At 58.4% G+C, this 26237-nt stretch carries 25 protein-coding genes and 2 tRNA genes; 2 read left to right on the forward strand and 25 right to left on the reverse strand.

Translation table 11 applies throughout. The features are described from left to right. Positions 1-7: 7 nt before the first annotated feature. The 16 genes from GY33_RS0100640 to GY33_RS0100720 form a co-directional block, all read right to left on the reverse strand. Complete coding sequence (locus GY33_RS0100640) at positions 8-1684, reverse strand: TolC family protein (protein WP_031385482.1); 1677 nt, start codon at positions 1682-1684, stop codon at positions 8-10. Positions 1685-2034: 350 nt separating this feature from the next. Further along, positions 2035-2110: transfer RNA gene (locus GY33_RS0100645), tRNA-Glu, on the reverse strand. 5 nt (positions 2111-2115) lie between these two features. Next, positions 2116-2191 (reverse strand) — tRNA-Lys (locus tag GY33_RS0100650). Positions 2192-2237: 46 nt separating this feature from the next. Further along, complete coding sequence (locus tag GY33_RS0100655) at positions 2238-2939, reverse strand: hypothetical protein (RefSeq protein ID WP_031385483.1); 702 nt, start codon at positions 2937-2939, stop codon at positions 2238-2240. Positions 2940-3001: 62 nt separating this feature from the next. Next, entirely contained in the window at positions 3002-3604 is a 603-nt protein-coding gene (locus tag GY33_RS0100660; protein ID WP_031385484.1) for a hypothetical protein, read from the reverse strand. Then, positions 3588-4148: an orotate phosphoribosyltransferase gene (gene pyrE / locus GY33_RS0100665; protein WP_031385485.1), complete on the reverse strand. Its 561-nt coding sequence runs from the start codon at positions 4146-4148 to the stop codon at positions 3588-3590. Before pyrE ends, GY33_RS0100660 begins: the two co-directional genes overlap by 17 nt. A gap of 239 nt (positions 4149-4387) precedes the next feature. Next, positions 4388-5680 carry an adenylosuccinate lyase gene (purB, locus tag GY33_RS0100670; protein ID WP_031385486.1) on the reverse strand — a complete coding sequence of 431 codons (1293 nt, stop codon included), beginning with the start codon at positions 5678-5680 and terminating at the stop codon, positions 4388-4390. A 55-nt stretch (positions 5681-5735) separates the two neighbouring features. Further along, a complete protein-coding gene (locus GY33_RS0100675) occupies positions 5736-6053 on the reverse strand; it encodes an FmdB family zinc ribbon protein (RefSeq protein WP_031385487.1) in 318 nt (105 codons plus the stop codon). 342 nt (positions 6054-6395) lie between these two features. Further along, complete coding sequence (locus GY33_RS0100685; RefSeq protein ID WP_031385488.1) at positions 6396-7523, reverse strand: DUF362 domain-containing protein; 1128 nt, start codon at positions 7521-7523, stop codon at positions 6396-6398. A 42-nt stretch (positions 7524-7565) separates the two neighbouring features. Then, complete coding sequence (locus GY33_RS0100690; RefSeq protein ID WP_051822148.1) at positions 7566-8390, reverse strand: adenine nucleotide alpha-hydrolase family protein; 825 nt, start codon at positions 8388-8390, stop codon at positions 7566-7568. Then, on the reverse strand, positions 8387-9562 hold the full coding sequence (locus tag GY33_RS0100695) for a homocysteine biosynthesis protein (protein WP_031385490.1): 1176 nt from the start codon (positions 9560-9562) through the stop codon (positions 8387-8389). Before GY33_RS0100695 ends, GY33_RS0100690 begins: the two co-directional genes overlap by 4 nt. Before the next feature lie 63 nt (positions 9563-9625). Then, on the reverse strand, positions 9626-10396 hold the full coding sequence (gene surE, locus GY33_RS0100700) for a 5'/3'-nucleotidase SurE (RefSeq protein ID WP_031385491.1): 771 nt from the start codon (positions 10394-10396) through the stop codon (positions 9626-9628). Next, positions 10381-10965 (reverse strand): 2-oxoacid:acceptor oxidoreductase family protein, encoded by a 585-nt coding sequence (locus tag GY33_RS0100705; protein ID WP_031385492.1) that lies wholly within the window; start codon positions 10963-10965, stop codon positions 10381-10383. The genes surE and GY33_RS0100705 overlap by 16 nt, the downstream gene beginning before the upstream one ends. After that, a complete protein-coding gene (locus GY33_RS0100710; RefSeq protein ID WP_031385493.1) occupies positions 10962-11798 on the reverse strand; it encodes a 2-oxoacid:ferredoxin oxidoreductase subunit beta in 837 nt (278 codons plus the stop codon). Before GY33_RS0100710 ends, GY33_RS0100705 begins: the two co-directional genes overlap by 4 nt. Positions 11799-11816: 18 nt before the next feature. Beyond that, positions 11817-12980 (reverse strand): 2-oxoacid:acceptor oxidoreductase subunit alpha, encoded by a 1164-nt coding sequence (locus GY33_RS0100715; RefSeq protein ID WP_031385494.1) that lies wholly within the window; start codon positions 12978-12980, stop codon positions 11817-11819. Further along, on the reverse strand, positions 12964-13212 hold the full coding sequence (locus GY33_RS0100720; protein WP_028571325.1) for a 4Fe-4S dicluster domain-containing protein: 249 nt from the start codon (positions 13210-13212) through the stop codon (positions 12964-12966). Before GY33_RS0100720 ends, GY33_RS0100715 begins: the two co-directional genes overlap by 17 nt. A 149-nt stretch (positions 13213-13361) precedes the next feature. Here GY33_RS0100720 and GY33_RS0100725 point away from each other — a divergent pair, with 149 nt between their 5' ends. Beyond that, complete coding sequence (locus GY33_RS0100725; protein ID WP_084184700.1) at positions 13362-14444, forward strand: 3'-5' exoribonuclease YhaM family protein; 1083 nt, start codon at positions 13362-13364, stop codon at positions 14442-14444. 55 nt (positions 14445-14499) lie between these two features. On the opposite strand, the gene GY33_RS0100730 is transcribed toward GY33_RS0100725, so the two are convergent. The 9 genes from GY33_RS0100730 to GY33_RS0100770 all read right to left on the reverse strand — a co-directional run bounded on the left by GY33_RS0100730 (position 14500) and on the right by GY33_RS0100770 (position 25390). Further along, entirely contained in the window at positions 14500-14856 is a 357-nt protein-coding gene (locus GY33_RS0100730; protein WP_200874815.1) for a M48 metallopeptidase family protein, read from the reverse strand. Between the two features lies 1 nt (position 14857). Next, positions 14858-17797 (reverse strand): type I restriction endonuclease subunit R, encoded by a 2940-nt coding sequence (locus GY33_RS0100735; RefSeq protein WP_031385497.1) that lies wholly within the window; start codon positions 17795-17797, stop codon positions 14858-14860. 8 nt (positions 17798-17805) lie between these two features. Beyond that, positions 17806-18867 (reverse strand): virulence RhuM family protein, encoded by a 1062-nt coding sequence (locus GY33_RS0100740; protein ID WP_031385498.1) that lies wholly within the window; start codon positions 18865-18867, stop codon positions 17806-17808. Between the two features lie 75 nt (positions 18868-18942). After that, positions 18943-21396, reverse strand: coding sequence for an AAA family ATPase (locus tag GY33_RS0100745; protein ID WP_084184701.1), 2454 nt, complete (start codon positions 21394-21396; stop codon positions 18943-18945). After that, the gene (locus tag GY33_RS19475; protein ID WP_051822149.1) at positions 21393-22667 is read right to left on the reverse strand and encodes a restriction endonuclease subunit S; all 1275 of its coding nucleotides are present in this window, start codon (positions 22665-22667) and stop codon (positions 21393-21395) included. The genes GY33_RS0100745 and GY33_RS19475 overlap by 4 nt, the downstream gene beginning before the upstream one ends. Beyond that, on the reverse strand, positions 22664-22831 hold the full coding sequence (locus GY33_RS21175) for a hypothetical protein (protein ID WP_153304571.1): 168 nt from the start codon (positions 22829-22831) through the stop codon (positions 22664-22666). Before GY33_RS21175 ends, GY33_RS19475 begins: the two co-directional genes overlap by 4 nt. Further along, positions 22828-23256, reverse strand: coding sequence for a DUF1016 N-terminal domain-containing protein (locus GY33_RS0100760; RefSeq protein ID WP_031385501.1), 429 nt, complete (start codon positions 23254-23256; stop codon positions 22828-22830). The genes GY33_RS21175 and GY33_RS0100760 overlap by 4 nt, the downstream gene beginning before the upstream one ends. Next, positions 23253-23738 carry a Fic family protein gene (locus GY33_RS21485; protein ID WP_051822150.1) on the reverse strand — a complete coding sequence of 162 codons (486 nt, stop codon included), beginning with the start codon at positions 23736-23738 and terminating at the stop codon, positions 23253-23255. Before GY33_RS21485 ends, GY33_RS0100760 begins: the two co-directional genes overlap by 4 nt. After that, positions 23735-25390, reverse strand: a complete 1656-nt coding sequence (locus tag GY33_RS0100770; RefSeq protein WP_200874816.1) for a type I restriction-modification system subunit M — start codon at positions 25388-25390, stop codon at positions 23735-23737. Before GY33_RS0100770 ends, GY33_RS21485 begins: the two co-directional genes overlap by 4 nt. Positions 25391-25581: 191 nt before the next feature. Between GY33_RS0100770 and tmk the strand changes: the two genes are divergently transcribed. Continuing rightward, positions 25582-26232 carry a dTMP kinase gene (tmk, locus tag GY33_RS0100775; protein ID WP_031385504.1) on the forward strand — a complete coding sequence of 217 codons (651 nt, stop codon included), beginning with the start codon at positions 25582-25584 and terminating at the stop codon, positions 26230-26232. The last annotated feature ends 5 nt before the right edge of the window (positions 26233-26237 follow it).

Genomic DNA, 26237 nt, shown 5'->3' on the forward strand with positions numbered 1-26237 from the left:
TTTCAGTTTAACGGTCCAGCAACCAGACGTTGCGTCCGAGATACTCTTCTTCCAGGTCGGCGCGCTCCGCGACAAAGGCAATGCCCCAGGTGTCCAGGGTCGTGGCCAGGAGGGCGTCCAGTTCGGTCAGGGAATTCTGATAGCTGATAATGGCTTCGTTCAGGCTGTTGCGGGCGTTGCGCAGCCGGTCCTGCTCGGTGATGAAGTTGGTGTTGGACATCTGGCCCAACTGGTATTTCAGTTCGCTGAAATGATAGGTCTGCTCGGACAATTCATACGTGCGCTTGGCCAGCTCGACCTGCTTCAAGCTGGATTCCACGACCAGCACCCGTTGACGCACGGAATTTTCCAGGTTTTCCCGGGCCGTGATCAGTGTCATTTCCGCCCGCCGCAGAGCGATGCGCGCCGCGAGCAGGGGTTGTTCCCGGTCGTATTTCGGGTCGCCGAATATGGGCAAGGGGATTTTCAGGGACACGCCCACCCGCCACTCATCTTCACGGGAGCTCGGATCCGGGTGCCGATGGCGCCAGCCGTCGGAATAGGCCCCTTCCAGATCCAGATCCCAGCGTCGCTGATTCAGGACGTCGTCCAGGCTCATCCGGGCCAGTTCCAGAGCGTTTTGGGCGGCCAGATAACTCTGGTTTCGCTCCAGGGCCAGCTCCAGGCAGTCCTCGAAAACCGGCATCACGGGTTGCAGCTCAATGGGCTCGGTGAGCACGATGGCCGTGCTGCTGTCCAGTTCCAGACGGCGGACCAGATTCAACCGGGCATTGTCCAACCCCTGCCGCGCCGTTTCCAGGTCCAGTTCCTTCTGGGCCAGGTCGGCCTCGGCCTGCAGGCTCTCGCTGGACGCGCGGCGGCCCGCGGCAATAAGCACACGGGTGTCCTCCAGATGCTTGCGGGCCTTGCCCAGAGAATCCTCGGCCAGCTCCAACCGCTGCTTGGCCCGCATCATGGCCCGGTAATCCGAGATCACCCCGTTGATGGTGCCGATAAGCGTGTCCCGCAGGGCGCGGACATTGTCTTCCTCCTGCATCGCGGCCCGGACCAGGGAAGCGGTGTTGTAACGAGTTCCGCCGCCTTTGAGCAGGGGCTGACGGAAGCCCACGGACCAGCCGGTCAGTCCGCTCTCCCGGCTCACGGTTTCCCCGTTATGATTACGGATTCCGGTGATGGTGTTGTCCCAGGCAAAGGACAGCTCCGCTCCGGTGGGCACTTTCTGGGTCACGCTGGTGGTGATCCCGGCGGTCACGGCTTCGGTCCGCGACCTTTCCGCTTCCGGACCGTCCGCGGAGTATTTGGTGGACGAGCCGGCGACGGAGGCATCCGTCCTGGGCGAAACCTCAAGATTCGGCCAGAACTTGGACAGATCTTTACCCAAGGAAAATTTTTGAAGAACCCGGCCCAGGTAGGCGCTTTCGATCTCCCGGTTTCGGCGTAAGGCCAGATGGATGGCCTCGGTCAGGTTCAGTTCCAGAACCTCGGGCAGGCCGGGCAGGGCAGGCGACGGCAGGACGTATTGCGTGGCCCCGGAGGGATTGTCCGTCTCGTCTTGAAGCCTGCTTTGCGGGTCGACCTGGCCCTGAAGCTCGGCCCGTAACAGATCCAGCCCCGCAACTTGGGCCTGACTCTGGGCCTGACCCTGGGCTTGGTCCGGTACACCACAGATCACAAGAAACAACATCAATGGGAGAATCGCCCAATTCGCTTGACGAAGAAAATCTGGCATGCACGAACCTGTCTTGAGTTCCGGGATTGAGCCGCTGATTCAGGAGGTGAGCGACCTGATTACCTGCACAGGCCAATGGAGTCCAGAGCACAAACCCTGCCGTCCACCCAGACGGCCCGGGACTGAAGGTCAAATCAGCGCCGTCCAGGGCGAAGCACAACATCAAGCCACGTCACCATGGCCAACCTGATCGGGCTGGCCATATTCGACGATGTTCAAGCCCAGCGGGTCCTGGACAACAATGTTCCCTGCAAGTCAAAAAAAAGGGTTGCAAGCATGACAGCTTGCAACCCTTTGATTTTCCTTGGCGTCCCCAAGGGGATTTGAACCCCTGTTACCGGCGTGAGAGGCCAGCGTCCTAGGCCACTAGACGATGGGGACGGGCTTGGTGGGTCGTGAAGGACTCGAACCTTCGACTCTCTGCTTAAAAGGCAGATACTCTACCGACTGAGTTAACGACCCCGAAAACGAAGTCCTATATGGACTTTCCAGTACCCTGTCAAGAAATTCAGCTCGTCAGGATATTAGCGACCGGGTAAGTTTGGGTGAAGACTTCTTCGTCGTCATTGCTGAAAATGACTACCCGGATAGCGAAAATCGTGTCCAGGTCCAAGCCGGAAGGAACCTTCAATAACGAATTGACGCGACGAAAGCGCTGAATTGTAAAGGACAGCTCGCTTTCTTCACCCTGAGCTTCGAGGACGGAGGCTTCCTGGGTGATGAAATAGACCTTGATCTCCCCGGACAAGGTTTCCTCGGCCAGGTTGTTCAGTTCGAAATTGATGCGCAGATCCTCTCCGGCTTTTCTGAGCTGCAAATTGGCAACACCGGCCATTTGCAGGTCCTTGGCCACAAAAATTTCCTGGAGGTTGACGACCTGGGGCAGGCTCTGGCGTTCCTTGGTCACCGTGCTGAACAGAGAATGAATTTCCTCAGGGTCGCTGGTTTTGAGAATTTCCTGAATATTCTGAAGCCGTTCCAGTTGAATGGACTGGTCGGACAGCTGGGCTCGCAGATCCTTGTTGGCGTTCATCAGTTCCAGGTGCTGTCCCCAGTAGACGACCCCGGCGTAAGAGCCGCCCACGGCCGCGAGAATCAGGACGATTTGCAGGTAGAGAAAAAACCTGAACCACGCCACGCGCAGCCGATACCGGCGAACCCGTGTATCGTCGCGCATGATGATCAGATTGAGCTTGTCGTCCTTGCCCACGCGAAACCTCGTCGGTGTTGGATGTGCTCCCCTTTACGTCGTTGGCGCAAAAGGATCGATCATTAGTCGCTTTCCTCCCACATCAGGGAGAAGCCACCGGCGGGGCCGGTGAAAAGCAACTCGATGGGGCCGCCCGTTTTCGGGAACCGGACTTTGTAGTACCGTTGCCAGGGATGATGGTACGGATAGAAAGCCTGAAGCTGTGACGGGTGGACGTCCAGGTGGCGGATTTCCAGGGGCTGGACGGTTTGATCCGGAGATTGGCGCAAAAGCAACCGCCACTGGGTCAGGCGATGGGTCAGGCGGGCGTCGTCCGAATAGGTGCTGGCCACGGCCACGACGAAGTCCGTGTACTCGTCCGCCGCGTGCAGTTGGTCGTCCAGCATTTTTCGTCTCTCATCCGCCGTCAGTTCGAAAACTTCCGAATACCGTTCAACATAGGCTTTTCGCCATGTCGTGGATTCGAGCAGAGCTACGACACGGGTTTCCGTTTCCAGCCCGTCCCGAACCACGCCGGAACGGCTCCAGGATTTGGTCAACTGGAAATAGGCGTCATGCAGGTCGGGCCAGAGCAACTCCCCCACCGAACGCCCTTGGCAGCCGGGCTGCGAAAGGGCGACGCCAAGCAAAAGAATCAGGATGAACCAACTACGCGTCGGCCTCATGCAGCAACTGGCTCCGTGTATAAAGGGCTGTGAAAGGAATGTCGGCCGCGGCAAGGGCCTCGGCGGCGCCTTCCTCGCGGTCCAGGATGCAGCAGACCCGATGCACGACGAATCCGGCATCCGTCAGCCTTTGGCAGGCCTTGAGAGCGCTGCCTCCGGTGGTGGCCACGTCCTCCAGCACGGCGATCCGGTCGCCGGGCTGAAAATTGACCAGGCCTTCCAGGTAGCTGGCCGTACCATGCCCCTTGGCTTCCTTGCGCACGATCATGGCTGGCCAGGAAAGCCCTTCAGTCCGGGCGACCAGGGAGGTGGCGGTGACCAGCGGATCCGCGCCCAGGGTCATTCCGGCAACCCCGTGAAGGGGTTCCGCTTGCAGCATCCGGACGAACAGGCTGCCGATCAGGAAGGCCCCATCCGGATGCAAAGCCGTTTGCTTGCAGTCGAAGTAATAGTTGCTGCGCTTGCCGGATGTCAGGACCACGTCCTTTTCCAGATAGGATTTGGCCATCAGCAGGCCGGCCAGTTGTTTGCGCCATTCGTTCACGACTCTCTCCTAGCTGAGTGATAAAAATCCCTATCTTGCTGTTTGTTCAAAAACCCCAAGTGCAAGGAGCAAAAAAAGCTACCGGACACGTCCTGTGTCCGGCCCTCACGGGCTGTGGCTTCGCCACATTTTCGATTTGCCGTCCTGGCAATCGAATCAAGGTCGAAGCGTATTTATTCATACGTGAGAGTTTGACCTTTTTGCAGCGACGCCGCAATTGGGAGTTTTTAAACGGTCAGCTAAACAAAGACTCGATCATAAATGAGGTCTACATGCCGAAAAAAGTAGTTCAGGTCAAAGAGGTCGTCCAAGGTTTCCGACGAAAGCCGGGATGTGACTCCGTCGCTGCCTCGGACCAAGTCCTCAAAGGGCGTTTTCTCTTCCCAAGCCCGCATGGCCAAGCCCTGAACCAGTTCGTAAGCCTCCTGGCGCTGCGACCCATTTTCCACCAACGCCAAAAGGATGCGCTGGGAAAAGAAAAGGCCCTGGGAAGCCCCCAGATTCCGCGCGACATTGTCTTCATGCACCCGAATTCCGGAAAGCAGCCCGGTGAGCCGGTGCAGCATGTAGTCCATGAGGATGGTGGAATCCGGCATGATCACCCGCTCCACCGAGGAATGGCTGATGTCCCGCTCGTGCCAGAGGGCCATGTTCTCCAGGGCGGCCTGGGCGTTGCCCCGCAACAGCCGGGCCAGACCGGTCAGGTTTTCCGCGGAAATGGGGTTCTTTTTGTGCGGCATGGCCGACGAGCCTTTTTGGCCCTTGCCGAAGCCCTCCTCCAATTCCCGGACCTCGGTGCGCTGTAAGTGCCGCAGTTCCACGCACAGCCGCTCGATGCCGCCGGCAATAATGGCCAGGGTGGTGAAATACTGGGCGTGACGGTCGCGCTGGATGATCTGCGTGGAGATGGGGTCCACGTTCAACCCCAACCGTTGGCACGCCAGGGCCTCCAAGCGCGGTTCCAGATGGGCGTAGGTGCCCACGGCCCCGGAGATCTTGCCGAAGCGGATGTTTTCCACGGCGTCGCGCCATCGCCTGCGATGGCGGTCGAACTCGGCGTAAAACCCGGCGAACTTCAGCCCCAGGGTGATGGGTTCGGCGTGAATGCCGTGGGTGCGGCCCATGGCCGGAAGCAGTTTGTACCGTTCCGACGCGGCGCGCAGAACTTCCAGGAGCCGGTCCAGACCGGCGGCGATGATCCCTCCGGCCCGCACCAGAAGCAGGGCGTTGGCCGTGTCCACGATGTCCGACGACGTGCATCCCAGGTGGATATATCTGGCCGAAGGACCGGTCTTCTCCTCCACCGCGGTGAGAAAAGCGATCACGTCGTGCCGGGTGCGCTCCTCGATCTCCAGGATACGTTCCAGGTCGAAACCGGCGCGCTCCCGGATATTGCGCATGTCTTCAGCCGGGATGAGACCAAGATTGTGCCATCCCTCGCAAACGGCCAGCTCCACCTCCAGCCAAGCCTGGAAGCGCGCCTCCAGAGTCCAAAGCCGCCCCATTTCCGGGCGGGTGTAACGCTCAATCATGTTCCGTCCTTTGTCGCAAAAAAGGCAGCCTCTTCAGCTGCCTTTTCACACAAATTTAGTCGGCGGCGGGAGCGCTGGAACCGGACGTCGAGGGCGCGGGCTCCGCTGACTTAGGCGTAACTTCCTTGGTCGGCGCATCCGTCTTGGTTTCCGTGCTCTCCGTCTTGTTGCCGTTGCCTCCGGAAGACGCCGCGTTCTTACAGTAATCCGTGACATACCAGCCCGATCCCTTCAAAACAAAGGATGTGTTGGAAATCAGACGCTGGGATCGGCTGCCACAGACAGGACAGGATTTATCCTGTTCGCTGTAATCCTTCTGCCACTGCTCGAAGATCTGCTGACACTCCTGACAGCGATACTCATATATAGGCATAACTTCCGCTCTCCTTGATGAAATGGAAATGTTGACGGCCGACGGCTACTTCGCCTCCTTGGCCTCCCGGATGCGCTGCTTGATGCGCTTCTCGCGGCGTTGACGGCGACGATCCAGCTCTTTTTTCCGTTCGATTTTCTTATGGCGTCCCATGATTCCTCCCAGGGGGTTGAAATTTAATACGGAGCATCCCACTGCCAATGGTGGGAATCGACATTGTTTCGAAGTAACAACAGAGTATTATATGCTCAATGTGCGTCGTTGTCCATTTCCCGGAATGTTCGAATCAGGGCGAACGTGTTCCCAAACCTCGCGCGTTATCCGAATCGGTATTCCACCACGTCAAATCTCTCGGACGACATAACTCCGCGTCCCAATGCCCAGGCTCTCCGCGTACCCGAGTCCGTAACCCTCCGGAACATGAGGATGCATGGCCCTGAACTTGTCATCCCCGGGCCGGATGTCCGGCGGAAGATGACTGGGATGCAGGGGCGGAGCCGCGTTGACTATGTCCAGGCAGGCCTGGTCCAGGGCCACCGGGTCACGGGAAACCAGGACCCCGATATCCGGGCACACCGGCTTGTCGCTGTATCCGGCGCAGTCGCACTGAGGCGTGACCTGGGTCACGAAGCTCACGTGGACACAGGTCGAAGAGGGGCGTTGCGGCTTCTCCATGGCCCGGAGCACCGCTGCTGCGTACTCCATCATCCGTTCCACGAACGCGGTCACGTCGGTCTTCCAGTCCACGGCCAGACATTTCTCCCGGCAGACATGCAGACAGGCCCCGCAGCCGACGCACAACTCCGGATTCAGTTCGACCTTGCCTTCTGGACGAACGCGAAGTGCACCAGACGCGCAAACCTCGACGCAGACCCCGCAGCCCTTGCAGTTGTCCGCGTGGAGCATGGGCGCCAGGCAGCCGTGCTGGTGCATTTTGCCCCGGCGGGTGGCGCAGCCCATGGCCAGATTTTTCAGGCTGCCGCCGATGCCAGCCAGTTCGTGGCCCTTGAAGTGGGACAGAGTCAGCAAAGAATCCGCGGCCAGGATATCTCCGGCCAGATGCGCCTCCAGCACATGCTTGCCCGGAAACGGCACGGAGACTTCGTTGCGGCTGTTCAACCCGTCGGCAATGATTACCGGAGCCTGGAGCAGCAACGGATCAAACCCGTGCTCCGCGGCCAGCATGCCGTGGGAAACAGCCTCGCCGCGCTGTCCGACATACAGGGTGTTGGTGTCGGTCAAAAACGGCCTGGCCCCGAGTTTGCGCAGAAACGCGACAATGGGCCGCACCCAGGTCGGGGTGATGAACCCGGTCACGCCGGATTCGCCGAAGTGCATCTTCACCGCGGTCAGATCCCCGGATCGCACCACGTCGGACACGCCGCCTGCCTTGAACAGTCGGCGCAGACGGACGTCGTACGCGGCCTTGCGCGTCGCGCGCAGGTTCCAGAAGAAAACGTCGCTGGGCATTGGGGATGGTGGGATAATATGGTTGAAGGTGAAAGGTTGAAGTCAGAAGTGGGCTATAGATTCGGCGGGGGAGTCGAAATAGCCGGAAAGCCGTGATGTAATCGCAAGCTCGAAAGGGCCAAGCCCCGCCGCGACGACCAGGTCTCGCAGATACGCCTCCTGGTCGCGCAACACATGGCTCTCGTCTGGATGAATCTGCAACATGTTGCGTTCGCGTCCCGTGACCCGAAAACGAAACCGGCTCAGGCCCAAGACAGAAAGACCGTCTTCCACCCGCCCCACCGCCTCCAGATCCGCGGTCGTCACCTGGCGGTCATACGGAAACCGAGTCAGCAGACAGGCCCGGGAGGGCTGATCCGGTGCTTCGAGGCCGAGCCACGCCGCGGCTTGGCGGATGTCGGCCTTGGTCAGACCCGCCTGGGCCAACGGGCTGTGTACGCCCAGTTCCTGAAGCGCCTTTTGGCCGGGACGATGGACCGCCAGGTCGTCGAGATGAGTTCCGTCCAAAAGTGATCGCGGCGATTCAGTGAAGGCCAGCTCCAGAAAATTCGAAAACAGCGCCTTCTTGCACCAATAGCATCGCTGACGGGAGTTACTCCGGACTTCAGGCTGACCGAGCGGATCGAACCGGACGATGCGCGGGGTGACGTTCCGGGCCTGGAGCAAGGTCCTGGTCTGGTCTTGTTCCAGGGGGGACTGGTGCGGCCCCACGGCGTGGACGGCCTGGAAATCCAGGTTCCTGAGCCGGGAAACATGCATCAGAAACCGACTGTCCACGCCGCCGGACACCGCGATCAGGCCCGGCTGCAAGGTCTCCAGATGGACGCGCAGGACTTGGAGCTTGGCCTTCAAGGAAGAGTCGGTCACTCGGAGAGAATCCGCTCCTGGGGCTCGCCAAGGGTGAAAGCGCCCTTTTCGATCCACTGCTTGAGAGTCTGGGCGATTTCCAGGGACAGCGTATAGCTGGTCAGGGGCACGGTGGCCGTATCCCGGTCGTTCACGCGAATGGTTCCGGAGCGCAGCTCGGCGTAGCTGACATGGCCGTGGTTCCGGGCCACGCCGTTGGGGTAGTCGTGGCCGTAGTCCACCACGGGGACCATGATGTCCGCGTCGCTGACCCCGGTGAACCAGGCTATTTCCTCGTCCAGGATCGGGATGGGAATGCCCAGCCCGACGTTCAGGGAGCAGCCGTAGCCAAGGAAGCTGATCCCGCGCAGATAGCGGGCCTGCATGCCCTTGAGGTCGCCCTTGACCATCAGGGTTCCGGAGGGGGTCAGGGGCAGGCCGCGTTCGGTGCGTTGCGGTTTGGGGTTGTGCTGGGTTCCGGCCCCGATCACCCAGCCCGTGCCGCCGCCGAGAAAAATTTTCGTTCCCAGGCCGATGGTCCGGAAAAAGGGGTCGTTGAACAGCGGACTCAAAGCCCCGGAGGTGGCGTAGTTGGCGTTGGCGCAGCGCGGCTTGAGCGGTCCCATGTAGGTATAGATGACCTTTTCGCCGAAGTTCACCGCGCAGTTGTAGTTCTGGTAGGCGTTGCGGGGGTTGAGCAGGTCCGCGCTGCGAAAGTCTCCCAGGGCGTATTCCCGCTCCAGGGTCTTGCGGGGGTAGCAGTCCGTTCCATAACCCGTCGCGCGCAACCGGACCTTCTCGCCTCGGAGCAGATCCTCGATCACATGGCCGCCGCCGTATTTGAACCGGCCCGGAAAGACCTTGTTCAGCGGATCATCCTCCGCCGGCTCGGTGACCCCGAGATACGCGTCCACCGCGGCCAGTCCGCCGTACGCCGGGACATCGTTCAGCCAGACCTTGGACGCCTTGATCAGCGGCGGCTCGGGCTGGCCGATGTTGAAAAGCAGACCCGAGGAACACATGGGGGAAAAGGTGCCCGTGGTGACCACGTCCACTTCCCGGGCCGCCTTGACCTTGCCCATGGATTTCACGGCGTCGATCATTTCCCTGGCCGTAAGCACCACGGCCTTGCCCTTGCTGATCCGGTCGTTGATCTCCCGGATGGTTTTCTTGACCTTCTTCGGTTCGCTCATGTGGTTATGTGGTAACGATTCAGTGGTGATGAGATGGAAAGGGAATAATGGGAAGACAGGGAGTCAGGCAGACACGGTTGGCGCTGCAAGGGTGCGCTGGAGCCGATCCATGGTTTCGTAGTCCGTGAAATCGAAACGCAGCGGGGTCAGGGTGATATAGCCCTGGGTGAGCAGGCCGCGGTCCGTGTCCTGGCCGACTTCGCCGGACGGGATCTCCCCGTGCAGCCAGTAGTAGCCCACTCCGCGAGGGTCGACCCGGTGATCGTGCCTGTCGTGATACACGGCCTGGGTTTGAGGGCAGCAGCGCAATCCCAGGACCTCGCGCAGATCGCGATCCGGAAAGTTCAGGTTCAGCAGGCAGCGGGAAGGCAGCGCGGCCCAGTCCATGTCCTGAACCAGACGCACCGTGTAATCCGCCTGGTCGTCCAGGTTCGCGGGATGGAAGTTGTCCATGGACACGGCCAGGGAAGGCAGACCGGCCAGGGCTCCTTCCGTGGCCGCGGAGACCGTGCCGGAATAGAGGATGTCCACGCCCACGTTGGCCCCGTTGTTGATGCCGGAAATCAGGACGTCCGGAGGTGCGTCCAGCAGCGAACTCAGGGCCAGCTTGGCGCAGTCCACCGGGGTGCCGGTCACTCCGACGCCCTGAAAGTCCGGCTCCCGAAGATGCTTGATCTTCAACGGCAGGCTCAGGGTAATGGCGTGCCCCACCGCGGACTGTTCGGTCAGCGGGGCGACCACGTGCACCGTATGCCCGGCCCGGCGCAGGGCCCGGTACATGGCCCGCAGCCCCAGGGCGTAAATCCCGTCGTCGTTGGTTAGGAGGATGTCCATTGGGACTGCACGTCGGGGTATTTCTTTTTGGCCTGGGTCAACCCGAGCTGGAACGCCTTCAGATTCGACTCCAGAAACCTGGGGTTCAAACTGGTTTCCAACCCTTTCTTCATGGCCCGGGGAAGCACGAAGGGCACCAGATGGGCCAGGGCCCCCAAAAGAACCATGTTCGCTGCCTGGGCCATGCCCAGTTTGTCCTTGGCCAGGGTGGTGAAGGGCAGGCCCCAGTAGATGTTGGTCGGGGTCTGCTTGACCAGGGAGTCGTCCACCAGAAGATAGCCGCCCGGTTTGAGGTGGCGGTAATACTGGTTGCAGGCTTCCTGGCTGAGCGCCACCAGCAGGTCGAGCTGTTCCGGCTTGGGGTAGCTTATGGGCTGGGAGCTGATCACCAGGTCCGAGCGGCTGGCCCCGCCCCGGGCCTCGGGGCCGTAGCTCTGGGTCTGGGCCACGAAATACCCTTCTTCCAGGGCCAGTCCGGCACCCAGAACCTTGCCCAGGGTCAGAATGCCCTGTCCGCCCAGGCCGGAAAGCCGCAACTCAAAACGTTGGATTTCTTGAGGGTTCTTCATGATGGCGCTCCGTCCGTCAGGCGGGCCTTGATCGCGGCATGGCGTTCCTCCAGGGAAGGCCGGTTCTCTTCGACGAAGATTCCGATGGGCGTGCGCTTGGCCCGCTCCGCCTCGGAAAGCTTGTCCAGGGCTTCGATGGGCGTGGCGTTCTTCTTGTACCACTGGTACATTTCCACGTTGGTTTTGAACTTGTTCTTGCGCCCGAACTGGGTGTGGCAGGGGGTGAGCACCTCCACCAGGTTGAATCCGGGCCGCTCCAGGGCCGTGGTCAGAATCCGGTCCAGCAGCTTGACGTGCAGCACGGTGCTGCGGGCCACGTACGGCGCGCCGGCGGCCTTGGCCAGATTGACGATGTCGAAGGACTGTTCCTGCTGCCCATAGGGGCTGGTCGTGGAATAGCAGTTCTCCGCCGTGGTGGAGGAACTCTGGCCCCCGGTCATCCCGTAGATGTTGTTGTTCAGGATCAGAGCGGTCACGCCGATGTTTCGCCGGGCCGCATGCAGGAAATGGTTGCCGCCGATGGACAGCGCGTCGCCGTCGCCCATCACCGCGATGACCTTCAGCTTCGGGTTGGCCATCTTGATCCCGGTGGCGAAGGTCAGGGCCCGTCCGTGGGTGGTATGCACGGTATTGAAGTCCACATAAACCGCGATCCGCCCGGAACAGCCGATCCCGGCCACCAGCACCACTTCGTCCTTGGTCAGGCCGAGCTGATGCACGCAGCGCACCAGGGAGCCGAGCACGATCCCGTGACCGCATCCGGGGCACAAGACGTGCGGGAAGCGCTTGTTGTGCCGCAGATAGTGATGAATCAGTTGGGTAACTTCTGCCATGATTGTGTTTCCTGTCTGCTACGCTTTTACGAGCAGTTTGAGAATCTCCGCCGGAGTGATGATCTGCCCGTCGATTCGGTTCAATGTGCGGATCCGGCTGTGACCGTCGTTCACGCGCTTCACTTCACGGGACATCTGGCCCATGTTCAACTCCGGGACGATGACGGTCCGGCATTGCCGGATTATCCGGTCCACGGCCGGCCGCGGGAAGGGGAACAGGGTCTTCAGCTTGAGCAGACCGGCCTTGATGCCCTTTTCCCGGGCCTGCAACACGGCCAAGTGCGCGGAGCGGGCCACGCAGCCGTAGGCGATCACCGCCACCTCGGCGTCCTCGCAGGCCGTCTCCTCGACGATCTGGATGTCGTAGAAAAACTGATCGATTTTGCGGAACAACCGGTGCATCAGCTTTTCCACTTCGTCGGGCCGGGATGTGGGATAGCCGTTGACGTCGTGGGTCAGGCCGGTGACGTGGAACCGGTAGCCGTCCCCCAGGGCCGGCATGGGCGGGACCCCGCGCATGGATTCCTCGTAAGGCACGAACCATTCCGGGGGCATGGAGGGCTTGATCCGGGAAAAAATTTCGTAGGTGTCCCTGTTGGGGATATGAATTTTTTCACGGGTATGCGCCGTGATCTCGTCCAGCAGGAGAATGACCGGAGAGCGGTACTTTTCGGACAGGTTGAAGGCCCGCACGGTCATGTCCAGACACTCCTGCACGTCGCTGGCCGAAAGGACGATGATCGGGTGGTCGCCGTGGGTGCCCCATCGGGCCTGCTGCACGTCGCCCTGGGCCGGGCTGGTGGGCATCCCCGTGCTCGGTCCGCCGCGCATCACGTTGACGATCACCAGCGGCGTCTCGGTCATCGAGGCGTAACCGATGTGTTCCTGCATCAGGGAAAATCCCGGCCCCGAGGTGGCGGTCATGGATTTCCGACCGGCCAGGGACGCGCCGATCACCGCCCCCAGGCTGGCGATTTCATCCTCCATTTGAATGAACACGCCCTCTGGAATCCCGGGCAGACGTTCGGCCATGATTTCGGCGATTTCCGTGGACGGCGTGATGGGGTATCCGGCAAAAAAAGAACACCCGGCCAGCAGGGCCCCCTCCACCACGGCCTCGTTGCCCAGAGCGAAAATAGCCCGCTCTTCCTTGCGTTGATTTTTTTTAACCTTCGTGGGCATGGTCGACTTCTTTGTTGGCTGTGCTGCGTTTCATCTTCACCACAATGGCGAAATCCGGACAGTGGTACTCGCAAAACCCGCAGTTCCGGCAAGATGCGCCCTCAATGACCCTGGCTTTGCCGTCCGGTCCCAGTTCCAAGACATGACCGGGACAAAAGGCCACGCAGACGCCGCACCCCTTGCACCAGTCAGGATAGATGGAAACCACCGCTTGTTCTTTCTTTTTGGCCATAATCACGCTACATGTGCTGGGAGGATCGTCGCCATGCGCAACCTGAAGGGCGACATGAATGCGGGCGAGCCGCACTTCCACGAACACGGTCCGTCTTTTGCGCGAGAGACGGAACGTTGGCCTTAGCGCAACCCACGGAGGATTTCAACATGGCCGTGCAAAAAAAAATGTTCATTCCGGACATTCAGCCCGGAACGCGGGTCGACGAGGTGTTCGTCCTGGTGGAGGCCCGGCAGGGCCAGGCCCGCAACGGCCCGTACTGGCAGGTGCGGTTGCAGGACGCCCGCGGAGCCGTGGATGGAAAGATCTGGAGCCCGGTCAGCCAGAATTATCCGGAACTCCCCGTGGGTGAAGTGGTCCGGGTCGCCGGAAGCGCGGACCTGTTCCGGGATCAGCTCCAACTCCGCATCGAACAACTGGAAGCCGTCACGTCCCCCCGGGACCAGATCGACTGGTCCCTGTTCCTGCCGCGCAGCGTCCGGGAGCCGGAGGAAATGCTCCTGGAACTGGAGGAACTGTGCAAACGGGAGCTGCACCACGCCCCCTGGCGCAAATTCTGCCGCAAGGTCCTCCAACACCCCGAAATCCGCTCCCGCCTCCTGCTCGCCCCGGGGGCCAAGTCCATGCACCACGCCTACATCGGCGGCCTGCTGGAGCATACCCTGTCGGTCTGCCGCCTGAGCCTGGCCATCAGTGACCAGTATCCCGAAGTGGACCGGGAAGTCCTGCTGGTGGGCGCGGTGTTCCACGACCTGGGCAAGGCCTGGGAACTGGATGCCGGAATCCAACGCGACTACACCGACCCCGGGCGGCTCCTGGGCCACATTCTGCTGGGCCTGGAAGTGCTCGAACCGTTCCTGGCAAAAAACGACGACCTCGCCCCGGGCCTGAAGCTGCACCTCAAACACCTGCTGGCCAGCCACCACGGAACCTACGAATACGGCTCCCCCAGCCTCCCCAAAACCTCCGAAGCCCTGATCCTGCACTACGCCGACAACCTGGACGCCAAGGTGAACATGACCAACGTCCTGGTGCAGGCCCTACCCGAAGAAACCACCTGGACCCCCTACCAACGCAGCATGGAACGCCAATTCTACCGCCCGGAACGCACCCCTAAACCGGAAGTCAAACGCCCCGCAACGGTAAGCCGAACGGAACGCCCCGGAATTCGCAGCTTTTTGCATGAATTGCAGCCAAAGTATGCGGATGTGAATGAAAATGGGGAGGGGTGATTTCTAGAGCTCCTTCGCTCGTAACCGCCCATAATATTTTGAGGCCATCTTCCTTTCAGCGCCGCGCCGCCGTTTGGCGCGACTGCTGGAGCGCACTATTTTTCGCCACGTTCTTTAACTCGATTTCATGGGCCTCATACTCACCCAGGTGGGCGCGCATCAGGGTTTTCCAGAGTTTTCCATGGTTTGGGATAGAGAAGTGCAGCAGCTCGTGGACAATGACGTAGTCCCACAACTCCTGCCGGAGTTCGAGCAGATCCGTGCTGAAGTTGAGGTGCCCGTTGGTGGAGCAGGAGGCCCATTTATTCCGCATCGGGCGCATACCAAGCCATACCACGTCAACGTCCAGTTTTTTCGCCCAATGAAGGACTCGATCTTTAAACGCGCGTTTTTGATCCAGTGCCGCCGTCACTTTAAATCCTGTCCGCCTTTTCCAGCAGCCTGAAAAGCTGATTCACCAAGGCTGTCACCCGTTCCAGGTCATCAGTATTGGCCAGAACGGCGAAGGTCACTTTCTTGCGCAGCTCGCGCAGCGAGTTTTCGCTCTTCTTCCAGTTGGGAAATTCCACGAAGGCCTGCTTGATCGTGCGGCTCACCTCTTCCGCGTTGGTGATCCCCGCATCAAGGAGCGTTCGATAGACAAAGTAGGTCAAGCCATCAAAACCCTTCTTTGCCTGCTCCCTTTTACGCGCCTCATTCGCTTCCACTTCCCGCAATAACGCGTCCAGCGCATCAGCCGTGCTGGTCTGACGATCCTCAAAACTCTCCTGCACCGCTTGCGCCCGCTGGGCCATGGCGATGAGATACGGGTCGTCGCTCTCCTCCTCCGCCTTTTTTTCAATGCTCTTGACCAGGTTGATGATCTTGTTCCCGTCCCCGCCCTTGTTCTCGGCGATATACCTGACCGTGTCTTCGTTCAGTTCCAGGATTTCGTTGACGGGCAGGATGTAACCGGTCCCGACATGCTTTTGGACCAGCTCACGGGTCTTTTTCTGGAAATCCCGATCAACCTGGATCCGCTTGGCGTAGGCCTTTCTCACCACGTCGTAGATCGCCGCCAGCGTGCCATAATCATCGATAAAGGGCCGCAAAAAGGCGTCCGGGGAGATGATCTCATAGAGCATCTCGATCTCCTTGAATTCCTTGAAGAACGCCTTGCGCCGTTCCGGGTCGCGAAAATGCTCGATCAGGGCGTCGACATCCTTGTCGTCAAAATTCCGCTCGATCAGCGCCAGGTATCCCGGAGCCCGCTGGTCCATCTTGTTCTGGAAAAGCACCTTGAGGAGCTTCAGGTCCTTGACGATGGCGTTGATCTCTTCGCTGTCAAAGGCCAGGGCCTTCTCCAGCTTGTCGAAGATGCCGACGAAATCGAGCACAAAGCCGTGTGGCTTGACCATCTCGGCTAGCTCGTTTTCGTAGGGACGGTTCACCCGGGCGATGGCCTGCAGCAAGGTGTGGTCGCGCATCGGCTTGTCGAGATACATCGCGTAGAGCACCGGCGCGTCGAAGCCGGTGAGCAGCTTCTCGGTGACGATCAGGATCTTCGGCTGCTGCTCGAGCTTGCCGAAGCTCTTGCGGATCTGCCGCTCTTTTTTCGCGTCGAGGTGGAATTCCTTGAGCAGCGCGGAGTCGTTGTTGTTGCCGGTGTAGACCACCTCGGAATATTCGGCCGGCAAAAACCGGTCCAGGGCATGTTTATAAAGGGCGCAGGCCTCGCGATCCACGCCCACCAGAAAGGCCTTGTACCCCAGCGGCTCGACATTCTCGCGGTAGTGCTGCGCGACAAATTGCGCCACCTTGTGAATGCGGTCCGTGCCCTTGAGAAAATTCTTCAGGTTCACCGCCCGTTCCAGGATCTTGTTCAGCTCCGCGATATCCGCCACACCCTCGGCTTCGGCCAGGGAGAGGAATTCCTTGTCCAGGGTTTCGTGCGGCACCAGCATCTCGCTTTCGGCCAGGCTGTAGTAGAGCGGCAAGGTGGTGCCGTCGCCAATGCTGTCGGCAATGGAATACTTGTGCAGATAGCCCTTGTCGTCCTCGCAGCCGAAGGTCTTGAAGGTTCCGCGTCCGTAGGCGGTCTTGTCCACCGGGGTGCCGGTAAAGCCGATATAGCCGGCGTTGGGCAGCCCGGCCATCAGGAAGTTGCCCAGATCGCCGCCCGTGGTGCGGTGCGCCTCATCGATCAGCACGTAGATATTCGAGCGGGTATTGATATTCGCCGGCATGTCGCGGAACTTGTGGATCATCGTCACGATTATCCCCCGGTAGTCGTCGCAGAGCAGCTTGTTCAGCCGCGCGATGCTGCCGGCATGTTCCAGATTGCTTAAGCCCAGGGCGGCCAGGTTCTTGAGCATCTGATCTTCCAGCTCGTTGCGGTCGATCATCAGCAGAATCGTCGGCTTGTCCGCCTCGGGGGCGCGGAAGAGCCGCTCCGCCGCCTTGATCATGGTGAAAGTCTTGCCGCTGCCCTGGGTGTGCCAGACCAGGCCGCGGGTGCGAACGGGATCAAGCGCGCGGCTGACGGTGGCCTCCACCGCGCCGGTCTGGTGCTGGCGCAGGATGTATTTGTTCAGCTCCTCGTCCTTCTCGGCAAAGACGATGTAGTCCTTCAGGAAGGCGAGCACCTGCCCGATGGCGCAGAAGCTCTTCACCTTGGCCTCCAGCTTGCCGATCTCCTCATCCTTCCAGTTGAAGATATTCCGGCGCACCGTGTTCCAGGTGACCCCGTAGGAAAAGCCGATGGCGTCGGTGGCGGTAAAGACTTGCTGGGACACGAACAGCTCGGGTGTCTCGCGGTGGTAGCGGCGGATCTGGTCCACCCCCAGGGCAATCGCCTCGTCTTTATTGGCGTTCTTGCACTCGATCATCAGCACCGGTATGCCGTTGATCAGAAAGACCACATCCTCCCGCGTGCCGTAGTGACCATTGTGAAAAGCCCACTCCTCGGTGACTTCGTAAACATTCCGGCGAGCCGCCGGTGGCCTCTCCGGATCATCATAATCGATCAGGACCAGATCGCGCTCGCGCTTCTCCTCGTGATCGAAAAATTTGCCCCGGTTGCGCAGATGCTCGACGAATTCCCGGTTGCCGAAAATGTCGGCGTGGAGATGGCGAAACCGACCGAGCAACGCGCCCTCGGCCTCGGCATAACGCGGGTTGAACTCCCGCACCTTGGCGTCGAGCAGGTCGTCGAAGAAGAGCGAGCGGTTCTTGGAGCGATCGGCTGGCGGCACGTCAGGGTCGAATCCGCGCCGCCGTTCGGCTTCCTCGTGGGACACGAATGTCCATCCGATGGCCTCGGCGTAGGTGAGGATGCGGGCTTGGACGGTTTTGTGTTCGGAGGGTGTGGGCATTTTAGTGGTCACTCATCCGGTTTTGTATTCCTTCCCAGCTGCTTCATAATCCGGTCGAAGTCGCTTTCAAACAGCCGGTCCTGCACGATGCGGTATCTTTCAAACTCGCACTCGGCGTGGGCCTTGGCGATCTCCGCCGTCACTTTTCCCGCGTCCTGCAAAATTTCACGGTCGGTCGCCTCAATGAATCGGTTCAGTCGGGTTTCCCAATCCTGCATGGTCATGGGGATCTTACGCAGCGCCATAGCTTCCGCAACATCCAGATAGGCCGAAACCAGCCGTACCAGTTGCGCCATTTCATATTCGTTCAGGTAGTTCTTGGCCACACCGACGTCGAATTTCTGGATTTTCCCTCGCGGGGCGTCCTTCCAAGTGGTCAGGCCCATGTTCTCTTTTTCGGCATTGGCCCGGTGGAAAATAACCTCAGCTGCCGTCTGGCCGTGGATTGCCCAGTGCAGCTTGTTCTGTACAGTCGAGAAAAATCGCTTGGTGGCCTGGGCCGTCACGTCATAGTCGATGGAGGTCGCGTAGATGTCGGTGATTTTCTGGTAGAACTTTCGTTCGGAGAGGCGAATCTCTCGAATGCGCTGTAACTGCTCTTCAAAGTATTGATTGGTGAGGATGGAGCCGCCACGTTTCAGGCGCTCGTCATCCATCGTATAGCCCTTGATGGTGAACTCCTCGATAATGGTGGTCGCCCATTTGCGGAACTGAACGGCACGTTCGGAGTTGACCTTGTAGCCGACGGCGATGATGGCGGCGAGGTTGTAGTGCTTGGTGTTGTAACTTTTGCCGTCGGCGGCAGTTATTCGAAAATTTCGAATAACTGCATTTTCCTGCAACTCATTGTCGGCAAAGATTTTTTTCAGGTGGTAGTTGATGGTGTGGGTTTCCACATCATAGAGTACCCCCATCATCTTCTGGGTCAGCCAGATGTTCTCATCGGCGTAAACCACCTCCACACCGCCCGTACCGCTTGCCGCGACAAAGGTCAGATATTCCGCCGCCGAGGAACGGACGAGGGATTTCTCATTCTTTCCGGATACCTTCGGATACTTGCCCTTACTCATCCTTGGACACCTTTTTTTTGCGCGCGAAGGCGCGTAATATCAATAAATCAGGCACCAATCTGCCCCCCCTCAGAGTTATGGCTTTCCCAATTTTGGGGTCGAGCAGGTCGTCGAAGAAAAGCGAACGGTTCTTGGCGCGATAGGCAGCCGGCACGTCGGGGTCGAATCCACGCCGCCGTTCGGCTTCCTCGCGGTGTACGAATGTCCATCCGATGGCCTCGGCGTAGGCGAGGATTCGGTACTGGACGGTTTTGTGTTCGGAGGGGTTGGGCATTGGTTCAGGGAGGTGGTGTCGCTGACTCCAGTCTCCACCATTTCGGGAGTCACGGTTACGCCCATCATCATGTTGTAGTGGGCAATGTGTCCCGTTTCGTCGAAGATCCGTTTAAAGACCCTCAAATAGCTATCGACCATTGAGTCGTCGATCGAGACGTAAAGAGAGTCGTGGGCAAAATGTGATCCATCGTTAACCCAGGAGAATAACGACCGGCAGATCAGCTTTTCTTTGCCCTCAAAATGAGCGCAGATGTCATCGGGGTTAACGTTCCCGAGGATCTTGAAGTAGTTTTCAAGTATCCGCCGCATCGTGTTCTGAATTGCGAGATTGTCCCGATCAGGATTGCGCACTTCAATCCATAGAAGCTCATAGGATGTCTTGATCGGATTTGTCTCGTGATGCCGAAACCTTGATTCTTGGTTGGACTTTCTCACCGTCCAAAATGTCTCATCCTTCAAACGTCCGTCTGCACATCGATTCGGGTGGAACGAGACCTCCTTGTGGAAATACACGTTGTGAGTCAGCACGAATACCTGCTTGATCGTCCCACTGCCGGCCCGTACTTCATCGAATACTCCCTTTATCAGGTTACTAACGATAAACAGAATGTCGCTGTCCAAGCTTGAGACTGGATCGTCAAAGACGACAACACGGTCGGAGGTCATTCCCGTCTCGCTCTCGCTACCTTTGAGAAGGTGGTAGAAATAGAGAAATGTGATGAAACTCTTTTCTCCTTCGCTGAGCGTTTCCTTTGCGTCAGAGCCATCCAGGCGTTGAATCTTATAAAACGGTTCTCTCTCCGATTTTGCCAGGGCAAAACCCGTGAAGCCGAAGGAGTGAAGTAGAGCATTGATGCCGTCGATTGTTGGTTGAATGCTCGTCGTATTCTTCTCTAGAGCCTTGATCTCTTGGTTTTTGGTTCGCTGATCCTCCGTTCCTTCCACAATCTTGGTTTCGAGGCTCTCAATGGCTTTCTTGATTCCCTTTTTCTTGGCAATATAGGCCGCTAGGTCAGCCTTAATTTCGTGATCGAGCAAGTAGCGCCATACCTGGCCGGTTAGTTGAGTGCGTTCGGCTTCAAGATTCGAAACCATTATATTGTGCTTCAGAATCGCCACGTTTGCATCTTCGACAAGCTTGTTAATCGCGTCAAGAACGTTCTTCAGGGAATCCAGTTCAACAGATTTGCTCGATTCACGGCGTTTATCCTCAATGCGCTGAATGTTTATCCGAATTTTTGACGCAAGCAGTTCACTTTCGGACTGAAGCTTATCCGCATCCAGAAATTTCGACGGATTATCAAGAAGCGCTTGGACGCTTCGCTGAATTCGCTCCGAATCTGTTTTGTAGTCAGTGTAAAGTTCTTCGATCGACGCGGTGTCAGCAGTAAACGTCTCATCAAAATACTCGTTCAAGCTCTTTTCCAGGGATAACGGAGTATCTTGTTGGCAAAATGGACAGACACGTTTATTGGTGTCGTAATAGTCGCGGCCTTGTTTAACCCAATCGCTATTACCGAGCTTTTGGATGAGCGCAGCGATATCGACGTCTGTTTTTCCGATCACCTTTTTTTTCAGGATCTCGTTGGTCTCATGTGCGATTAAATTGGCTCCGTTTGGAACTGCCAACGTAAGGGTCGCCTGAGGAGCCTCCCCGAAAACCGTCGAGGCTTTATTCTCGAGGTCGGTTAAAGAAGTAGCCGCAGAGGAGTTTGATACCGATTCCTCCAGGAGGCGAGCCTTGAAGGCACTTTTCTTTCCTCGGACGCGAACAAATGCTCCTTGTAACTTGGCATCATGTCTCAATTTGAGGTCCCAACATTTGCCTTCAAACTCGGTCTCCAGATCTGCAAGCTCGGCACGTTTCCCGCCATTGCCCCCATCGCCTTGTAACACGCCCTTGAGCTGGACGATTTGTTTTTTGATCTCATCAAGTTCAGTTTTGGCTGCATCAATCTTGTCGAGCGTATTCTTGTCTTTCTCACCGAGAGAAAAGATGCCCTTCAGCTCATCGGGCTGATTAAAATTCCTTTCCACGAAGTCCCGATTGTAGACCAGAAGCTCCATGGGTGAGCCGCTCCGCCAGACCAATGAGCAATGCTCGTGTGAAGAGCAATCTGCAATAACTCGGGAAATCGTTGTCTTGCCGGTTCCATTCGATCCGTAGACAAAGTTAATCTCCTTCAAATCACTCAGCGCCTCAGGCACTGCGCCGTAAGTCGCGACCTTGCAGATTTCAATTCTTTCAATCATGCAGGGCATCCTCCGATAGGAAGTTCAAGTTCGTGAACGCGAGTCTTCGCGGTCATCAGTTCGTGAAGGAGGGTGCGGAAGAGGTCTTGGAGTTGGTTTTTCTTCGATGTAGCGATCCGGATTTTTCTATCGATGCTGCTACAGGCATCGACAATGCCTTTTTGCTGATCTTGCGGCGGGAGGAGAACGGGGAATGCCTTCAGTTTTGTAGTGTTGATGCATGCGAGATTGGTTGTCTTGTGCGCAACTGAAAGGAAGTAACTCTTCCCATAGGGGCTTTGTGATAGGTAAGCAAAGAATTCACTGGAAATTCTGGTTGTATCAGGACGAACCGCGAAGACGTGATTCTGATGGACGCAGTTGCTGATCTGGGCATGCCAGATGAACCCTCTGCCGAGCTTGTCGAAATCGCCGCCTTCGGTCAGCACCACATCTCCTTCCTGGAGAGCGAATCTCTGCTGTTCGTTCTTACGAATGGTGATGGTTTTCATCTCCGAAAGGTCGAGGTAGCCGTCCTGGACATTCGCCACTCGAAGATATGGGACCTCGACTCCTTCTCCCGCTTTTAACTTTCTACCCTTGGCGACTCCTGTTTGAACTACCGCGCAATCGCTCAGCGCCACCACCTCCCAACTTTCCGGCACCGGCCCAATCTCGGTTTGTTTCTGGGGTTCGTTGCGGAGGCCTTCGGTGAAGAGCTTGTGCATGAGGGCCTTTTTCAGCTCGGTGGTGGTCTGAATGATCCGCTCCTGCGCTTCGATCGCACGCTGTACCGCCGAAAGGATGTGCGCGATTTTCTTTTGCTCGGGGAGTGGGGGAAGCGAAAGGCGGAATTCCCTCAATGAAGGCCATGATGTCCGAGGATGCTGAACCCCACTCGTCGTGGATTTGGCGTAGGCGACGAATTCGTCGGCGTGGATGACGAATTTCAAGAACTCCGACTTACAGGGGGCTTTTGCGCGAAAAACAAGGATATCCGTTGAGCACACTCCATCGAAATCGGCTTGCGCTCCTTTTCGGAGATACGGACGAAGTTTTCCAAAGAGAACATCGCCAACTTTGAAAGCGGTCTTGGAGGACTTTACATCGCTTTCTTTTCCCCGGCCAACGAACGTCGGAAACCCTTGGGCAAGATGCTCAAGGCCGACGTATGGAGTGTCGCCGTCGTCAACTGGTTGATACGAATCCTTCACTCGGTCGCACACATCTCCGAGCAGATGGTTTTTCCATCCCGGAGGCAACGGCTCAATGAGCAGGTTGGAATCGCTCATACCCCGATCTTCTCCAAAATCTCCCTCAAGGTCTTGTCCGTTTCCTGCGTCGAGAGTGGTTTAACCGCAGATTGCGCAGATTTGCGCAGATAGATAATTTCAGAAAAATACCTGCGTTCATGTGCGTCATCTGCGGTTGCATGGATTTGAAATTCCTCATTCATCTCCCGCCTCCCTTCTGTTTGGATTCTTTGTCTTCAGTTGCCCGGGATTTCCGGACAACTGAAGTCTCATCATCCGCCTTTGACAGGGCACTCAGTGCGTGCACAATCTGAGGATCGGGAAATACATCGGCGAAGCGGATCATGTTGAAGAGGTTCCGCCGCCCAAAACCTCGTCCAAATTCCCTTGTCAATTGTGCACTCAGTGCGTGCACAATCTCTTTTCCGTATTCAGCACGCTGACTTCCAAGAACTTCCGTCTGAATTCGCTTGCCGATACGCCAGTAAAGCAACGTCATTTCCGCATTGACCGTCCGTGCGATGCCCTCGCGGATTTGCTCGATCATAGAGCGCACGTCGGCCACGAGTCCGGCGTCGCTCTGGATGACTTGCCCGATTTTATGTCCGCTGCTCACGATGCCGCTCATTCGCGTCCCCCGTTCTTTGCCAAAAGCTCCAGCACGGCCCGTCCCTTTTCCGTGAGCCGGTACTTCTGGAGGCGACTGGTGGGTTTGTCGGGGATGGTGGGTTCTATGATAGTGGAATACGCCAGTCGCTTGACCTGCTTGTGCAATTCTCCGGAGACGGTCTTATGCCCTAGAATCGGGGCAAGGCTTGCCTTGCCGAGTGGCTCCTCCTGAATGGCCAATACAACCTTCGCAGCCAAGGCCGACTCTAGCCGTGACTCTAGCCGCGACTTTAGCTGCGAACCGACTGGGTCTGTGACTGGGTCGGCGACTGGTGCCGTGACTTGGCTCCGACCCAGTCGAGACTTGGCCCCCAACTCAGGCTTTTTCCTGCGGAAGGCGTCGAAAAAGCGTCGCAGCATCGGATCCCCGGAAAGGTATGCGGCCAGGGCCTTGCGCTCGGCGGCGAATTCCTTTTGCACGCTGCTGATAAAGATCTTCATGCGTCGATTCCGAGTTGCCTGAGGATGTTATTAAGGGCCTTGTCGGTCTCTTTTGCCTCGGCTTCGATGACCTTGAGTTCCGCGACGATTTCGGTGATGGGCCGGTAGGTTTCAGCATCCGAGGTGTGGATGTAGCGGCTGGGAGAGATGTTGTAGTCGTTCTTTTTCAACTCGGCGTGATCGACGATGCGGCTGAGTTTTTCCTCTTCTTTCCACCCGATGAGGGTGTCGGCGATGCGCTGGATACCCTCATCCGGGATGAAGTTCTTGGGGTCGCCTTTTTCGAAGACCTGGGATGCGTTGACCAGCAGGATCTTGCCCCGGCGCTCCTTGGGCTTGGCCTTGTTCAGGAACAGGATAATGCCCGGGGCGGTGGTGTTGTAGAAGAGGTTTTCGGGCAGGTAGAGGACGCTCTCGATGAGGTCGTGGTCGACGAACCATTGGCGGACGGTCTTTTCCTTGTTGGTGCCGGCATTTCCCGATCCTCGGGATGCCGCGCCGGTGTCCAGGACCACGGCGGCGCGGCCTTTTTCATTCAGGCTGGCGTGCATGTGCTGGACCCAGCCCCAGTCGGCGGAGGATTTGCCGGGGAAGCCGGCCGCCGCCGGGAAGCGGTCGAGTTCGTCGTTGTCGTAGTCGGCCTCGGTGAACCAGTCCTGGTTCCACATGGGATTGGCCACGACGCGGTCGAAGGTGCGGAGTCTGCCCTGCTTGTTGCGGAATTTGGGGTTCTTGAAGGTGTCGCCGATCTCGATCTCGCCTTCCATGTCGTGGATGATCATGTTCATGTTGGCCATGGCCCAGGTGTCGGCGGTGTATTCCTGGCCGTAGAGCTTGAGCGGGGCGACGGTGCGCTTCCTGCCTTTGGCCGCCTCTTCCATGGCGATTTCGCACTTGATGAGCAGCCCGCCGGAACCGCAGGTGGGATCGTAGATCTCCATGCCGGGCTCCGGCTGAAGCACCTTTGACATGATGACGCCGACTTCCGGCGGGGTGTAGAACTCGCCGGCGCTCTGGCCGCCGCCCTCGGCGAACTTGCGGATCAGGTATTCGTAGCTCTTGCCGATGATGTCGGCCTCGACGTCCTCGAGTCCGAGGCGTTTGGTGCTGATCGCTTCGATCAGGTTGGAGAGCCGGTCGTCGTCGATATCCCGCTGGCCGTGGGTGGTGGCGTTGAAGTCGACGCGGTCGATGATGCCCTGCAAGCGAGGGTTTTCCTTGGCGATGGCCCGCATGTGGGTGGTGACGCCTTCGCCGATCCTGTCGGAGAGTTTGCGGATGATCGACCAGACCGGTTCTTCCGGGTCTTCCGGCAGCAGGGGGAGATAGAAGCGCACCAGCTTGTGATCGGCCTTGACCAGCTGGAAGGCCTTTTTGCGCGAACCGACCTCCGCCGCGATGCGATTGACCTCGTCATCGAAGACATCGCACAGCCGCTTGGTAAAGATCAGCGGCAGAATGAAATCCTTATACTTCGGTGCATCCTTGGCGCCACGGATAGAGCAGGCCGCCTCCCAGATCCAGGATTCGAGGGATTTGCCTCTACTGTTATTGTTTGTCATTAGGCGGATAGCTAACCGATCCCGGATGATCAGTCCACATGCATCGTGATGGCCGAAGAATGGCCGCGTCGGCAAGCAGTAGCCGGTCAAGACTGTTTCCGCTATTGCGGCTCTGGAGAGATACAGGGAATGGTCATGGGCCATCTCCGCGGAAGTACTTGTCTGATCGTCGACAGTTCTCCACAACCAACGGATATTCCATATATTTCCCTTTTATCTTGACCATATACTCGCTGTCTCAATCTCCTTCAACCAGAATTCAAGCTTTTTTCGGATAAATCATGCTCATCACGTTCGAAGGTATAGAGGGCTGCGGCAAGAGTACGCAGAGTCGGATGGTGCTCGACCATCTCCAGCAACGAGGCGTTCCGGCGCTCTGGACGCGGCAGCCGGGAGGCTGCGACCTGGGGGGGCGGTTGCGGGCTTTGTTGTTGGGGCGGGAAGGCGACGGGCTGACGCCGCTGAGCGAATTGTTCCTGTACCTGGCCGACCGGGCCCAGCACGTGGCCGAGGTGATCCGCCCGGCCTTGGCCGCGGGCACGGTGGTGCTCTGCGACCGGTTCACGGACTCCACCGTGGCCTATCAAGGCTACGGGCGGGGGCTGGACGTCTCCCTGATCCACCGGCTCAACGCCGTGGCCGTGGACGGCTGCCTGCCAGATCTGACCCTGATCCTGGACCTGCCCGTGGAAACCGGCCTTACCCGGGCCCGAACCCGCAACGCGGACCAAGGCCAAACCGAAAGCGAAGGCCGGTTCGAGGCCGAAGAGACGGCCTTTCACCAACGCATCCGGGACGGCTACCTGACTTTGGCCGCGGAAAATCCTGACCGCTACGCCGTGATTCCGGCGCAAGGCGAGCCGGAAGAGGTCTTTGGGCGGGTTTGGCCGATGGTGTGCTCCAGGCTGGGAATCGCCGAGCATCTGATGTAAGTCTC

The sequence above is a fragment of the Desulfonatronum thiodismutans genome (assembly GCF_000717475.1).
GTDB classification, from domain to species: domain Bacteria; phylum Desulfobacterota; class Desulfovibrionia; order Desulfovibrionales; family Desulfonatronaceae; genus Desulfonatronum; species Desulfonatronum thiodismutans.